Consider the following 13,111-nt stretch of genomic DNA (forward strand, 5'->3'; position numbering starts at 1 on the left):
ATCGCAGTTACCTTTCTTGATTTAAAGTCTTCGCACTCTTTGATCACAAAGGAGGTGTTTCAATGGTTTTTGAAAAAATCTCAGATCAAGTATGCCGCGAACGTTTTAGCATTGATGGCCTACAATTTGAACCAAATGTCGTCCAGGACATCGATGGACCCTGCGGATGGTTTACGAAAAAACTGATATCAAGTGAAGGCCCTCTTATTTCAGACTTTGTAACCCACGAAGCAACATTTCGGTACTCGACTTTTGGTATTCACATCGGCCAAGATGACCGGCTCACATTCATGGGGGAGAACGGCCAGAGAATCCATGGGTATTTCGTTGACTGTCGGGAAGGCAGTCCAACGCTGCACAAACTAGTGGCCCTTGATTTCTCGCCTGGCTTTCATCGCCACCTCGTTATTCCTCGAGGCGTAGCTCATACGTTCGATAACCTGGAACACATCGTTACACGTGATGAACCGGTTTGGTACTCCGATGAGAATAATCCGGCGTGGAATGTGGACAACGACCTAATCTCTGTCATTCGAGACACCGAACCGAGTGCATTTCCGGTCGTTCGCGCAAATAAGCACCGTCTTCCTGACGAAGCACACCGATTCCTGTCGCGGCTCTCGCAGACACTCCTTGAGAGCCCGAAGAGTTATTTGGCCAGGTTCCCAGTGAAGATCGGTGGTGCTGAACAGTTCGTCATGTTCGAGCCCAAATCGTGGGCCAACGACGAGAGTGAACTCGAAGCACTGCTCAACGTACCCATCATTGCTGGTGTTGAGGTGAGGCGCAACCGTTACGCGCTCACAGGCCCAAAGTCGTGGACGCTTGTGCCCAACACGGCGGCGTGCGTGGCCGACATCCTGCTTCTCCCCGCTACGGTTGGCGAGAGCGCACTACAACATTGCCACGCCCGCACTAGAAAGTGGTACACGTTTCTAAACCACCAGGGTGTCACCATCGAGTTCGACTTTGTGGATCGTCGAGGTGATTCGTCAACGTTTGGGACGAGATCTCGCCTCTGCACGACTTGCGACCCGCGCATTAGCATTGCCATTGATCATGGTATAGCGTACTCAGTTCGGTGTCCTAAGGATGTCCTCGTTCGTTGCGAGCATGAAGTGTTTGTTGATCAAAATGAGCCTCGCACCGACATACCCATGTTTAACCAGGATCTGATGTCTGTTCCCGCCGATGAGCTCGGTTCGGAACTATTGCTACCTAAGCTGCGTTGTCCTGATGTTGTTGTCTATCAGATGGCGAAGCTGGAACAGCAGGCGGTAGTCGCCGCTTAGGTTTTTGTTGGGGTCTGCAATACTTCATCGTTAACTTAAGGAGATTCATATGCAATCAGCGCAAGATGTGTCCCTAGCCTCTTGGAAAGAAGAACTGTCTAGCCTCGTCGCTTCGGCGAGGACGGCAGAAGACCTCGCCGCCCTGAGTGCCTTCGAAAACGCCCTCAGCCCGTACCTCGACAACCCCGGCGCATTGCGCACACTTCTTGGCAAAATCCAGAGCCCCGCCATTGAGCCGGCACTCGAAGCTATCGTGGCGAAGAGTGAATTCCAAAGCTTGGCAGAAGTGAAAGCCATGCTGCCGAGCTACATCGAAGTGGTTGCTGCCTAAGCAATTACCCTGTTCCTGAATGCAGACTCTGTCAAACACTCCACCCCGGGTGACGTTGACCCTCATCGCACTCGGGGCTTTTCTCGTGCTGTACGAGGCCATAAATGCAGACTCCTTCAAGCACTCTACCCCGAGTGACGTTGACCTTCATCGCACTCGGGGTTTTTCTCGCGTTGTCCGAGGCCATATATGACTTGGCGTTTGCCAACATGGCCTACACGATTACCGGCAAGACCCTCTCCGTCACGACGACCTACGCGGTTGGGTATGGCGCGGAGATTCTTGTCACGCTTCTTGGTGCCGGTTTCATCGATCGCTTCAACAAGTGGCGGCTCTTTCTCGCGACGCAGGCGGCCAACATCATCGTCTTTGCGCTCGCGGCAGTCCTGCTTAGTCGCGAAAATCCGACCGTCGCTACGGTCTGGTTCTTTGCCTTTTTCGTTGATCTCATCCATCAATACTCACGCCTCATCGTCTTTGCGCTGGTGCCATTCCTCTTTGCGAAGGATGAGATTCCAAGGCTTAACGGCATGCTGGCCGTGTGCAACGGCGTCGCCAAGGCGCTCGGTCCGGTTGTCGGCGCGATTGCAATTCTCTATGTCGGTCTTCCCGCGTCGCTTCTGGGTTCGATCGCCTTCATGGTCGGCGCGCTGGTTCTGACGATGGCCCTCGGAGTGATGAGTCAAGCCTCCACTATCCCGGCGATTGTCAGTGTTCCCGAAGAACGTTTCAGAGATCGACTCCAAGAGAGCGTGTTCGGTGCGTCGCGAGCCGCGTATCAACTGCTTGCCCTTCCTCGCTGGCGCTGGTTCCTCGCGTCGTACTCAAGCTGTGTGCTCGTCATCGGCGTCCTCGCACTCCTCTGGATTCCCCTGCTCCGCAGTTTCCATGGATTCTCGGATGCCGAGACCGGCTACCTCATGAGCACGGGAACATTCGGTGCCGTCATCGGGGGAAGCATGCTGCGGCGACATGCACAACTCTCGAAGCTCACCTCGGTGTTGCGCGCTGCCCACTTCGTCATGGCGTTCGGTATATTCGTCGCTTTTGTCGTGCGTGGCAATCCTTATGTCGTGGGCATTGGAATGTTCGCCTTCCACGTGGGAACGACGATGTATTTCCGCAGTACGGCGAGTGCGATTCAAACGAACATACCGAAGGATGTTATTGGCAGTTGGTACGGAGCCATCGACTTCATCAGCCGCTTCGTTGGTCTTGCCGGCATCCTGTTTGCAGGCTGGGCGTTCGACGCCATCGGCCCCTACGCGTTGTACACCGCATTGCTGGTACTGCTCCTCGTCAGCGTGCTTAACTGGCGCGGCAGCAACCATGCACTTGAGAGCGCTCCTGTTTGAGGACGAAGACATGACGGCAAACTCTGATCTCTTTGAATCTCTCTCTGTACTTGATGATTGCCATCGAGTCGCGACGGTGATCGACGGGCTTGGCTTTGCGTCGAACTACCTATTGGAACACCAAAGCCCTGAGATCCATCCAGAAACGAAGATCCTCTCAAACCCGGGTTCCATCGTCGGCCACTTCGTCACCCACGGCGCCGGGTTTCGATATTCAACCTTCGGTGTGCATGTTGGTCAGGTGGATCGGCTCACCTTTCACTCGGCCACCCCCAAGCGAGTGACGGGGTACTTCATCGACTGCCGTCAGGACTCGCCATCAAGAGGGCGCCGCCTATCGATCGAGTTCGGGACAAACGCCTGGCGCAAACTCATCATTCCATGCGGTGTCGCACACACGTTCGAGAACCTGGAGGGCGTCGTCACAAGAAACGACCTGACCCTCGTTGCGGACGCGAGCAATCCGTCTTGGAATCTGCTTAACGATGATGTCGTCTTCCCGTGGACGGCAGAAGGTATCAAAACGGCACCCGAAGTCACCATCAACACTACCGAGATTCCGCTCTCGGCCGCGACGATGTTCTATGGGCTGCAACGACAGCTTCTCAGAGGCGGGCGGAAGCAGTCATCGTTAGAGGTGCAAGCGACGATTGCCGGCAAGGAAACTCGGTTGATTGTGAGTTCCGACCTCGACCGGAGTGCTGATGTACGTTTGCCACTATTCGAAGAAGGGCCGATTGGCTGTGAGTTCGCGCTCAATAGCTTTAATAGCGTCGCTGACGCATCGTGGGCAGTGGTTCCCACCACAGCATCTTGTGTAGCAGACTGGGTGATTGTCGACATGGATACTGATGAACAGGTCTGGTTTTCGTATCACACGAGGCAGACCGTTCTCCACACATTTCTCGACGGCGAGGGATCCTCCGTCCTCCTTGAGGTCGTCGACCTCCGTTCGACTAGCCGCTCGTTTAGACGACGAACCGCGTGCCGCTTTACATGTGATCCGCGGTTTCACGTACGCATCCCTCCCGGAGTCGCGTACCGATACATTGGACAGGGTCGCTACGGACTACGCGTCGAATATGAGATGTTCGTCGATACGAACGAGCCGCGCCTCGACTTGCCTCCCATCGGAGCAGATCGCATCAATCTTCCCACTGAAAGGCTTGATGGTGCGACAGGAGTGACTCCACCAAACCTTGCGCTTCCGGCATCCGTGCAGCAGATGATGGCCCGGCGCGAGTACGAGATGATTGAACAGAGTTGGGAGGCACAACTCAACGCCGCAAGAAGTCGATACCGAAGCGCATTCTCGCGCTAGTGTCATGAGTTAGAAATTCGCAGACAAAACGCTCCATATTGTTGAGAATTTCAGAGAGTGCCCGAATTTTGTGCAACCGGGGTTGAGCTTAGACTCGCGAACAAAACCTCTTTATGCCATATATGTACATTCGCATCTGACGAGGATGAAACGGAAAGTCGTCAGTCAGAAACGATGGGAATCATTGCAGCCAAGTTCTGCCGGGCATCCCGAGTTCCACACATAAATCACCGACCTTGGTTGCCGGCGCTGCCTGGACCGGACATGCTTGCTTTCGGCACGCCGTATACGCCAGAAAAGAACGGGATGGTTGAGCGTGTGATCAGGACTTTGAAGGAGCATGTGTGCATTGACACCGCATCGAAAGCCTGACGCACGCTAGTCGTGTCATGGCAAACTGGATTAGTTTCTACCATAGCCGACGTCTCCACTAGGCATTGGGGATGAAGACGCCGGCCAGAATTTACGAATTAGCAGCCTGACCTGAGCAGAAAGTGCTGGGTCATTACAAGGCTTAATCTGAGCCAAGCAAGCCACACCCCGAGAGTCAATCGGACTGGCGTCATTCCCGGCCATTGTGTTCCGATAAGAACCATGCCAGCGCATCGTCCCACAACCGACGGGCTTCCGGCCGGAAGTAACCCATATGCCCGATGCGCCCACCATACTCCAGCGGATCCAGATCCCGCCGAACGAGCGGCGCATTGCGGTAGCCCTGCGCGAAGGCCTCGCGGGAGCGGGGCAACGCCCACAGATCGTCCAGCGCGTTCATCGCCAGGATGGGGGTTCTTACCCGGGCGAAGGTTTCCCGAATGCCGGGCATGAAAGGATCGTCAAGAAAATAGTTCGGATAGCGGCACCAGTGCCGCCATTGTCGGTACACCCCCAACGGCAGATCGGCCCCCAGGCTCAACATCGAGCCCGGCAGGTAGCCTTTCCATTTGACCAGCGCAGGAAACACCGTGTTCCACAGCAGCCAGACCTTGCATCGTTCCCCCAGGGGCATCCAGCCGTGCCATCCCGCGCCCATCCCGAAAGCACAAAGCTTCGAAACCAGATGGTGATTCGGCAGCAGCCCCAGCGCATGCGTACCGAATGAATGCCCCGCCATGTACAGTGGCGCTTCGTCGCGGGCGAGCCGGTCGACGGCGGCGGCAAGATCCAGACGGGCCCAGTCCAGGTAGCGCATCTCGAACCCGACAAGACTTTCGGGCCGCGATTCACCGATTCCCCGGTAGTCCAGAGTCAGCACGGTGAAACCCCGTGACGCGGCGTGCTGGGCGAAGCGCCGGTAAAACCGCCGCGGCACGCCGGTCGCTCCCGCGACCAGCAAATTCCCGCGCCACGACGCGCGCGCCTCGAAAAGTGTCGCGGCCAGAGAAAAACCATCGCTGGCGAGCAGTCCGATCGGTGTTCCGGCGTCACTTACGGCATCGGGATGATCCATGGCGGCGGCTCCGGGCGGCGCATGCCGTTAGGCGGCGGGTGGACGGGTCAGCGCGTAAAGATCGGGCAGCAGCCGGCTCAGGCGGGACAGATGAGGTTCATCGAGGGCGTTGTCGGCCTCGTCCGTACCATACCCCTGAAGATGAACGACCAGGCCATCCGCCCCCGCCGCCAGCGCGGCCAGGGACTGCGCCATTACTTGGTCCTGGCGGATCCCGGGAAAATCGGGCTCGCAAACCACCGGGAGGTGCGTTTCCCTTTGCAGTCGAGCGATCGCCGAAACGTCGAAACGCTCGGCGCCGCCAAGGCAAAACACAATCGAATGGTTCCCCCCCGAGGCGATCTGCTCGGCGGCCATCAACCAGTCGGTCAGCGGCGTGGTTTCGCACCCCCGCAAGAGCACGGGCTTGTTGACGTGACCGGTCTCCCTGAGCAGGACGGGGTTGTAGAGCACGCCCGGTGCCAGTTCCAGCATATCGATATCGGCCTGCAGGCATTCTTCCAGCTGCCGGGTGTCGGCGATCGTCGTCACCGATGTCAAGCCATGCGCGCGGGCCAGTTCGCCAAGCCGCTCCACCCCCGGCATCCCCAGCCCCTGATCGTGCCAGGGGTTGGCCACCGAGCGAAACAGCCCGGCGCGTAAATAATGGCTCCCCAGTCCGGCAAGCGTCCCGGCCAGCCGCTCAAGATCGGCCTCGCTGCCGATCAGCGGCACCCCCGGCAACAGAACGGGAACGCCCGAACCGATTGTTTTTCCGCGCACCCGGACGGGCTGGCGATCGGGATGAGTATCACGGGAAACGAGCCGGTACGGTTTCATGACGCGAATGGCGCGCTCGACGCCGGGCAGCGAGGCGAACTGCTCGGCGGACAGCGGGCGCTCGTCGCCCACGGCGCCGATCAGAGTGCGCTCCACGCCCCGCGAGACATGCTCCGATAAGCCCGCCGCCCGTATCCGGGCGATAACGGCATCGACCTGGACGGAGGTGGCCTGGGGAGTCATCACAATGATCATGCGGCCGGCTCCGTGGTGCCCAGCAATTCGTCCAGCGCCGTCACGCCGGCCTGGCAGGCCGAGAAAACCTGCGCGGGCGTGGCGGCGCCATACATGTAAGCGGGAACGCTGACAAACCGGTTTACCGTGTCCACGCACGGTTCGTCGACGGCTTTTTCCACATGGACCTGTCCCCATGCCTCGATGGCATCGGCCAAGTCCTTCCCCTCGGCAAGATGCCCGAAGGTGATGCGCGCGCCCAGAATGCCGGCGTCGCGGGCGGCGGCGCCCAGCACCAGCGGGGCCGCGCACAATGCCAGCAAGGGCTTGCCGGCGGCGATGAAGTCCCGGGCAACCGCGGCGACGTCGGGAGCGAGGCGCGCCGCCTGGCCATCCGAGGCGAAAGGCAGCAGATTTTTCGCGGCGCCGAATCCGCCGGGAAACGCAACGGCATCAAAGGCCGCTTCACGCAACGCTTCGAGCGGTTCGATCGTGCCGCGCGCGATACGCGCGGATTCCGCAAGAATGTTTCGCCGGGTATCGTCCTTGTCGCCCGTCGCATGGTCGACCACATCCGATTGCGGCCGATCCGGGGCAAAGCATTTTACCTGGTGTCCAGACTGGGACAGGGCGATCAGCAGCCCCGCCGCCTCCGTGATTTCCGTGCCGTCGTAAACGCCGCAGCCGGACAAAATCAGTGCAATCCTTTTCATTCAGAGCTTCCTTCCATCATGAAGGGTCAGGAGCGGCGCCAGTGCTCCAGCCGTCGCCGGACGAACCGGCTCATGCCGCCGCTACGGCGCGAGGCGCGCAACCGGCGCAGCCAGGCGACGGCCGCGCGCCATACCGCCATGGCGCGCAGCGTCTCATGCAGCGAGCGCTTGAAGGCGACAACCCGGTCATGGATCGCCGCGAACCATCGCACGGTCATCAATTGCGGACGGGTCAACGAAAAGATCCGTGCCACGAGCGCGGTGCCGGCGACTTTGGCCAGCACGATGACCGTCAGGCCGGTCAGCACGTGCTCGGCGGCGATGAGCCAGACCGCGGCGAGCTTCACCGGCAACAGCAAGACACCCGGAACCAGAAAAACCGCGAGCGCCGCCAGGGGCGGCAGGGCCATGATGCGTTTCTCGAGCGCGGCGACGGGCCGCCAGCGCGCGAATCTGGCCGCCAGCGCCGCCAACTCGTCCCAGGCGAATTCTTCGAAGAGAATCACCAGCGCGACGACGAGCAGGAACGGAAACCGCAGCGCCCGGCGAAGCCAGCGCGCGCCGTTGCGGCCCTGCCGGGCCGTCCGCTGTTTCACGCTTTGGACAGATCGTTCCATTTGTGCACCGTGCGTGGCACATGCGTCGACAGATAGCTTTCCAGCGCGCCGAGCGAGTCCACCAGCGCGAACTGCTCGAGGTTGCCCGGCTGGATGAAACCCTCGTTCACGCCGTGCCTGGCCAGGGCCATCAGGGGATCGTAAAATCCTTCGGCATTGAACAGGGCGACCGGTTTGCCGTGCAGCGACAGCTGTGCCCATGTCAGGATCTCGAACAGTTCGTCGAAAGTGCCAAATCCCCCCGGCAGGGCGACGAACGCATCGGCCATCTGAGCCATTCGAGCCTTGCGCTCATGCATGGTTCCCGTGACGATCAGTTCGGACAGCCCCGGATGCGCCACCTCCTTGGCTTTAAGAAAGTCCGGAATGACGCCGGTCACCTGTCCGCCCGCGTCGAGAACCGCATCCGCGACGATGCCCATCAGTCCGACCTTGCCCCCTCCGTAAACCAGCCGGATGCCGTGTCCGGCCATCCAGCGGCCCAGTTCGCGCGCCACGACGGCATAGCCGGGACGCGAGCCGGTGCTCGATCCGCAAAACACGCAAAGTGTCCTGATGCGCATCACAGCACCGCCTGCGGATAGGAACCCAGCACTTTCACGTAGGAGGTCCGCTCGGCAAGCCCCGCCAGCGCGGCGGCGACACTCGGGTCGCAACGGTGCCCCTCCACATCGATGAAGAACACGTAGTCCCACAAGCCGGCCCGCGAGGGCCTCGATTCGAATTTGGTCATCGATACGCCATTGGCGGCGATCGGATCGAGCAGGTAGTGCACGGCTCCCGGACGGTTGGGCGCCGACACGACCATCGAGGTCTTGTCGTGCCCGGTCGGGCCAACATCCTGATGGCCGAGCACCACGAACCGGGTGGTGTTGTTCGGTTCGTCCTCGACGTTTTCCGCGAGTTTGACAAGACCGAAGCGCTCGGCCGCCGCCTGTCCGGCGATCGCCGCGGCGCCCGTGTCCTCGCTCGCCAGCCGAGCCGCTTCGGCATTGCTGACGACCGGGATGCGCTCCACGGAGGCCGGCAGGTGCTTGTTCAGCCATTCATGGCATTGCGCCAACGCCTGGGCATGAGCGTAAACACGTGCCACGCCATCGAGCCCCTCGCCCGCGCGCAGCAGGTGGTGATGGATGCGCAGCACCACTTCACCGCAGATTTTCAGGGGGCTTGCGACCATCAGGTCAAGCGTGCGCCCCACCGACCCCTCCGTGGAGTTCTCCACCGGCGCGACGACATAGTCGAGCGTTCTCGCCTCGACAAGCCGGAATGCCTCGTCGATCGACGCGCACGGAACCGTGCGGGCCGCGTGGCCGAAATGCTTGGTGGCCGCCAGTTGGGTGAATGTGCCTTCCGGGCCGAGATAGGCGATCGACAGAGGCTTTTCCAGCGCGAGGCACTCGGACATGATTTCGCGGAACAGCCGGGCCACGGCCTCGCCGGACAGCGGTCCGGGATTGAGCTCGCGGATGCGCTGCAGCACCTGGGCTTCGCGTTCCGGGCGGTAGATGACACCGCTTCCCTTGATTTCTCCTATCCGCCTGGCGTGGGAGGCCCGTTGGTTGAGCAGGCCGAGAATCTCGGCGTCGATGGTATCGATGGCATCACGATGCGGTTTGATCAGTTCGTCTGACACGTTTACTCGTCTTTCAATATCACAAATTGTCCCTTCCCGACCGGATAGGTCGCGAAGAACCAGCCGGGTGTGGCCCGCACCATTTCAACAAAGGGCCGGCATTCCGACTCGTGGGAGAGCGCGTTGTCCATCACCACGAGGCCGCCGGGGCGCAGCATGCGGCTGATATGGGGCCAGTAGGCGGGGTAATGGCCACGATCGGCGTCCAGAAACAGGAAGTCCACCGGGCTGGATTCCTGGGCCGCCAGCCATTCGCCGGCATCCTGGCACACCAGGGTGGCCATCGGCCCCAGCCCGAGCGCATCGAGATTGCCCAGCGCCGCTTCCTGCGCCTGAGCGGAGATGTCGATGGTCGTGACATGCCCCTGATTGGTTCTGGCGGCCAGCGCAAGCCATAACGTTGAGCAGCCGTTGGATGTGCCGACCTCGACGATGCGGCGGGCCGCGCTGGACTTGACCAGTTGGTAAAGGAACTGCCCGGTCTGGAACGTGATATTGCGCCGGGTTGTCGCGCCAGCGGGCGCTTCGCGGTCGAAACGCTCCCCCTCCTCGTGCAACGCCTCGAGGAAATTCCATTGATCCTGCGTGATCATATCCCTCTCCAAGTTCAGACTCAGGCACACGCCCTTTTTTCCGCGCCGGCCCTCCTGCCAGCATGCCGCCCTTATCCTACCTCCCCCGTCACGCATAAATCCAGTCGTTCGCGATTACAGTGTCAAAGTACCGTGCGGCTAGCCATAGCACATGGCCCAGCGATTGCCCAGATCGACGATGAAATCGGGGTTCAGATACGCTGAAAACACCAGTATCAACATGGCCGCGGCCAGGACGAGAACCACTCCCCGTCTCATGATGGCCGCTCGCCGGCAAACGATGCCACGGGCTCTTCCCTGATGGGAAGATTCGCAAGGCTTGCCATCACGCCAAGCAAAATGGCGCCGATCCAGACGATGTCGTAGCTTCCTGTCGCGTCGAAGACCCAGCCGCCCAACCAGACCCCCAGAAAGCTGCCCGCCTGATGCGCGAAAAATACCGCGCCGGACAGCAATCCAAGATGGCCGACACCGAACTGGCTGGCGATAATGCCGTTAGTGAGCGGCACGGTGGCCAGCCACAAAAATCCGATCGATGCCGCGAACAAGGCGACGGACCATGAACTCAGGGGGCACAGCAGAAACAGCGCGATGATGACGCTGCGCGCGAGGTACAAGCCCGACAGGAGCCGTGGTTTGGGGATCCGGCTGCCCCATTCTCCGGCGCAAAACGAACCGAACACATTGAAAAGTCCGATCAGCGCCAGCGCAAGGCTGGCGACCGAACCGGACATGCCCTTGTCGCGCAGGTAAACCGGCAGATGCACTCCGATGAACACCACTTGGAAACCGCAAACAAAATACCCGGCCATCAAGAGCCGGAATGACCGTTCGCGCCAGGCCTGCGCGAACGTCGCCGCCATTTTCGGGAGCAGTCTCCCGGTTTCTGGCGGGCGTTGCGCCGGGTCGTCCAGATGGCCGATGGTTTTCGCGAGCGGCGCGCACAGGGCGATCGCGCCGGCCAGCAAAACGAGTGCGGGGATCCAGCCCATCGCATCGATCAGACTCCGCTCGACGGGCACCAGAGCGAACTGCCCGAAGGATCCGGCGGCCGAGGCGATACCCATGGCACGCGATCGCCTGGCCGTCGGCACCGTTCGCGCGATGACGCCGAAGATCACACTGTATGTCGTGCACGACAGGGCAAAACCGATCAGGACGCCCGCCGACAGGGAGAATTGCCACGGTGTCGCGGACACCGTCATCAGCAGCAAACCGGCGGCATAGCACAGCGCGCCGATCAACAGCACCCGCGCCGGCCCCCGGCGATCGGCGATCGCCCCGGAGAACGGCTGGGCAACGCCCCATACCAGGTTTTGCAGCCCCAGCGCCAGAGCGAAGGCCTCCCTGCCCCATCCATGCTCGCCGGTGATCGGCGCCATGAAGAAACCGAAACCGTGGCGAATGCCCATGGCAAGGGAAAGGATCACACCGCTGGCCAGCAGCAGCAAAGACAGTCGGGATCGCATCATGGGAAAGGTTTCCATCGAAAACAGTGGGCGGGGCGAACCGGCTAACCCCAAGCGCGGCCGCAAAAGCCATGTCAAACAAGTATGGCTTTTCGCCAGGGAAGACACAATTGTCTGGCAAAAAACAGGTCGAAAGGCCTGGCTGTTAGCCGTCTGCCTGCCGCAACCGGCCCGCGCCAAAGACGTCCACCGATGCAAAAAGCCCGCCAAAGGCGGGCTTCGAACCGGCAACGGATACCACCCTCAGCCATGCTGGCGGGCGAAGTCCATCATGAAGTTGACCAGCGACTTGACCCCCTCGATCGGCATCGCGTTGTAGATCGACGCGCGAATGCCGCCGACGGAGCGATGCCCCTTGAGCTGCACAAGGCCGTTGCGGGCCGCTTCCATCAGGAAGGCATCTTCCAGCGAGGTGTCGCCCAAGCGGAACACCACATTCATGCGCGAGCGGTAAGGCGCCTGGATGTGCGTGGTGTAGAATCCGTCGCTCGAGTCGATGGCATGGTACAACAGTCCGGCTTTTTCGCTGTTGCGCGCCTCGATGCCTTTCACGCCTCCCTGCCGTTCGATCCACTTGAACACCAGGCCGGCGATGTAGATCGGCCAGGTGGATGGCGTGTTGTACATCGAGTCCGAGTCGGCGTGAACCTGATAGTTGAGCATGGTCGGCGTTGCCGCCTGAGCGCGCCCGAGCAGGTCTTCCCGCACAATGACCAGCACCAGTCCGGAAGGACCGATGTTTTTCTGGGCGCCGGCATAGATCAGGCCAAAGCGGCCGATGTCCACTTCCTTCGACAGAAAGTCCGACGACATGTCACAGACCAGCGGAACCGCGCTTTCGGGCACATCGGGGAATTGCAGGCCGCCGATGGTTTCATTGGACGTGTAGTGCAGATAGGCGGCATCCGGGTCGCGCTGCCAGGTGTCGGCGGCGGGGACGTGGTCGAACTGGGTGGCCTCGCTGCTGGCGACCACGTTGACGCGCGTGTAGCGGCGCGCTTCCTTGATGGCCAGCCGCGACCAGTGGCCGGTATTGACGACATCGATGGAACCGCTTTCCGTCGCGAGGTTGAGGGGCACCATCGAGAACTGCTGCGACGCCCCGCCCTGCAGGAACAGTACTTTGTAATTCGCCGGAATGCGCAACAGGGTTCTGAGATCGTGCTCGGCATCATGGATGATTTCCATGAAATCCTTGCCGCGATGGCTCATTTCCATGACGCTCATGCCCGAGCCGTGCCAGTCGAGCAGCTCGCTTTGCGCCTCCGCCAGTACTTCGTGCGGAAGCATCGCGGGTCCCGCTGAAAAGTTGTACACCTTAGCCATGGCATCCTCAACGTGGGT

13 protein-coding genes are annotated in these 13,111 nt (G+C 60.5%); 4 read left to right on the forward strand and 9 right to left on the reverse strand.

What is annotated here, in order from left to right; genetic code table 11:
* Positions 1–62: 62 nt before the first annotated feature.
* The 4 genes from JNO50_RS09875 to JNO50_RS09890 all read left to right on the forward strand — a co-directional run bounded on the left by JNO50_RS09875 (position 63) and on the right by JNO50_RS09890 (position 4,299).
* On the forward strand, positions 63–1,292 hold the full coding sequence (locus JNO50_RS09875) for a dTDP-4-dehydrorhamnose 3,5-epimerase family protein (protein ID WP_189535364.1): 1,230 nt from the start codon (positions 63–65) through the stop codon (positions 1,290–1,292).
* 49 nt (positions 1,293–1,341) lie between these two features.
* Positions 1,342–1,623, forward strand: a complete 282-nt coding sequence (locus tag JNO50_RS09880) for a hypothetical protein (protein ID WP_189535365.1) — start codon at positions 1,342–1,344, stop codon at positions 1,621–1,623.
* A 140-nt stretch (positions 1,624–1,763) separates the two neighbouring features.
* A complete protein-coding gene (locus JNO50_RS09885; protein ID WP_215796330.1) occupies positions 1,764–2,978 on the forward strand; it encodes an MFS transporter in 1,215 nt (404 codons plus the stop codon).
* Between the two features lie 10 nt (positions 2,979–2,988).
* Positions 2,989–4,299, forward strand: a complete 1,311-nt coding sequence (locus tag JNO50_RS09890; RefSeq protein ID WP_189535369.1) for a hypothetical protein — start codon at positions 2,989–2,991, stop codon at positions 4,297–4,299.
* Between the two features lie 562 nt (positions 4,300–4,861).
* Here JNO50_RS09890 and JNO50_RS09895 read toward each other — a convergent pair.
* From JNO50_RS09895 to serC, 9 genes are all read right to left on the reverse strand, one after another.
* Entirely contained in the window at positions 4,862–5,746 is an 885-nt protein-coding gene (locus tag JNO50_RS09895; protein WP_189535370.1) for an alpha/beta hydrolase family protein, read from the reverse strand.
* A 27-nt stretch (positions 5,747–5,773) separates the two neighbouring features.
* Positions 5,774–6,760 (reverse strand): 3-deoxy-7-phosphoheptulonate synthase, encoded by a 987-nt coding sequence (locus tag JNO50_RS09900; RefSeq protein ID WP_189535372.1) that lies wholly within the window; start codon positions 6,758–6,760, stop codon positions 5,774–5,776.
* A complete protein-coding gene (elbB, locus tag JNO50_RS09905) occupies positions 6,757–7,452 on the reverse strand; it encodes an isoprenoid biosynthesis glyoxalase ElbB (protein WP_189535374.1) in 696 nt (231 codons plus the stop codon). The genes JNO50_RS09900 and elbB overlap by 4 nt, the downstream gene beginning before the upstream one ends.
* 26 nt (positions 7,453–7,478) lie before the next feature.
* Entirely contained in the window at positions 7,479–8,069 is a 591-nt protein-coding gene (locus JNO50_RS09910) for a hypothetical protein (RefSeq protein ID WP_189535376.1), read from the reverse strand.
* A complete protein-coding gene (locus JNO50_RS09915) occupies positions 8,045–8,632 on the reverse strand; it encodes an LOG family protein (protein WP_189535378.1) in 588 nt (195 codons plus the stop codon). The genes JNO50_RS09910 and JNO50_RS09915 overlap by 25 nt, the downstream gene beginning before the upstream one ends.
* Positions 8,632–9,705: a prephenate dehydratase gene (gene pheA / locus JNO50_RS09920; protein WP_189535380.1), complete on the reverse strand. Its 1,074-nt coding sequence runs from the start codon at positions 9,703–9,705 to the stop codon at positions 8,632–8,634. Before pheA ends, JNO50_RS09915 begins: the two co-directional genes overlap by 1 nt.
* 2 nt (positions 9,706–9,707) lie before the next feature.
* Complete coding sequence (locus JNO50_RS09925; RefSeq protein ID WP_189535382.1) at positions 9,708–10,298, reverse strand: O-methyltransferase; 591 nt, start codon at positions 10,296–10,298, stop codon at positions 9,708–9,710.
* A gap of 254 nt (positions 10,299–10,552) precedes the next feature.
* Positions 10,553–11,770, reverse strand: a complete 1,218-nt coding sequence (locus tag JNO50_RS09930) for an MFS transporter (RefSeq protein ID WP_189535384.1) — start codon at positions 11,768–11,770, stop codon at positions 10,553–10,555.
* A 240-nt stretch (positions 11,771–12,010) separates the two neighbouring features.
* Positions 12,011–13,093: a 3-phosphoserine/phosphohydroxythreonine transaminase gene (serC, locus tag JNO50_RS09935; RefSeq protein ID WP_189535385.1), complete on the reverse strand. Its 1,083-nt coding sequence runs from the start codon at positions 13,091–13,093 to the stop codon at positions 12,011–12,013.
* Positions 13,094–13,111: the final 18 nt, after the last annotated feature.

Source organism: Paludibacterium paludis, assembly GCF_018802605.1.
Taxonomy (GTDB): domain Bacteria; phylum Pseudomonadota; class Gammaproteobacteria; order Burkholderiales; family Chromobacteriaceae; genus Paludibacterium; species Paludibacterium paludis.

Bases quoted from the DNA above. Each gene is read 5' to 3' on its own strand.
- JNO50_RS09875 (WP_189535364.1), top strand. From the start codon at position 63: ATGGTTTTTGAAAAAATCTCAGATCAAGTATGCCGCGAACGTTTTAGC.
- JNO50_RS09880 (WP_189535365.1), top strand. From the start codon at position 1,342: ATGCAATCAGCGCAAGATGTGTCCCTAGCCTCTTGGAAAGAAGAACTG.
- JNO50_RS09890 (WP_189535369.1), top strand. From the start codon at position 2,989: ATGACGGCAAACTCTGATCTCTTTGAATCTCTCTCTGTACTTGATGAT.
- JNO50_RS09895 (WP_189535370.1), bottom strand. From the start codon at position 5,746: ATGGATCATCCCGATGCCGTAAGTGACGCCGGAACACCGATCGGACTG.
- JNO50_RS09900 (WP_189535372.1), bottom strand. From the start codon at position 6,760: ATGATCATTGTGATGACTCCCCAGGCCACCTCCGTCCAGGTCGATGCC.
- elbB (WP_189535374.1), bottom strand. From the start codon at position 7,452: ATGAAAAGGATTGCACTGATTTTGTCCGGCTGCGGCGTTTACGACGGC.
- JNO50_RS09910 (WP_189535376.1), bottom strand. From the start codon at position 8,069: ATGGAACGATCTGTCCAAAGCGTGAAACAGCGGACGGCCCGGCAGGGC.
- JNO50_RS09915 (WP_189535378.1), bottom strand. From the start codon at position 8,632: ATGCGCATCAGGACACTTTGCGTGTTTTGCGGATCGAGCACCGGCTCG.
- JNO50_RS09925 (WP_189535382.1), bottom strand. From the start codon at position 10,298: ATGATCACGCAGGATCAATGGAATTTCCTCGAGGCGTTGCACGAGGAG.
- JNO50_RS09930 (WP_189535384.1), bottom strand. From the start codon at position 11,770: ATGATGCGATCCCGACTGTCTTTGCTGCTGCTGGCCAGCGGTGTGATC.
- serC (WP_189535385.1), bottom strand. From the start codon at position 13,093: ATGGCTAAGGTGTACAACTTTTCAGCGGGACCCGCGATGCTTCCGCAC.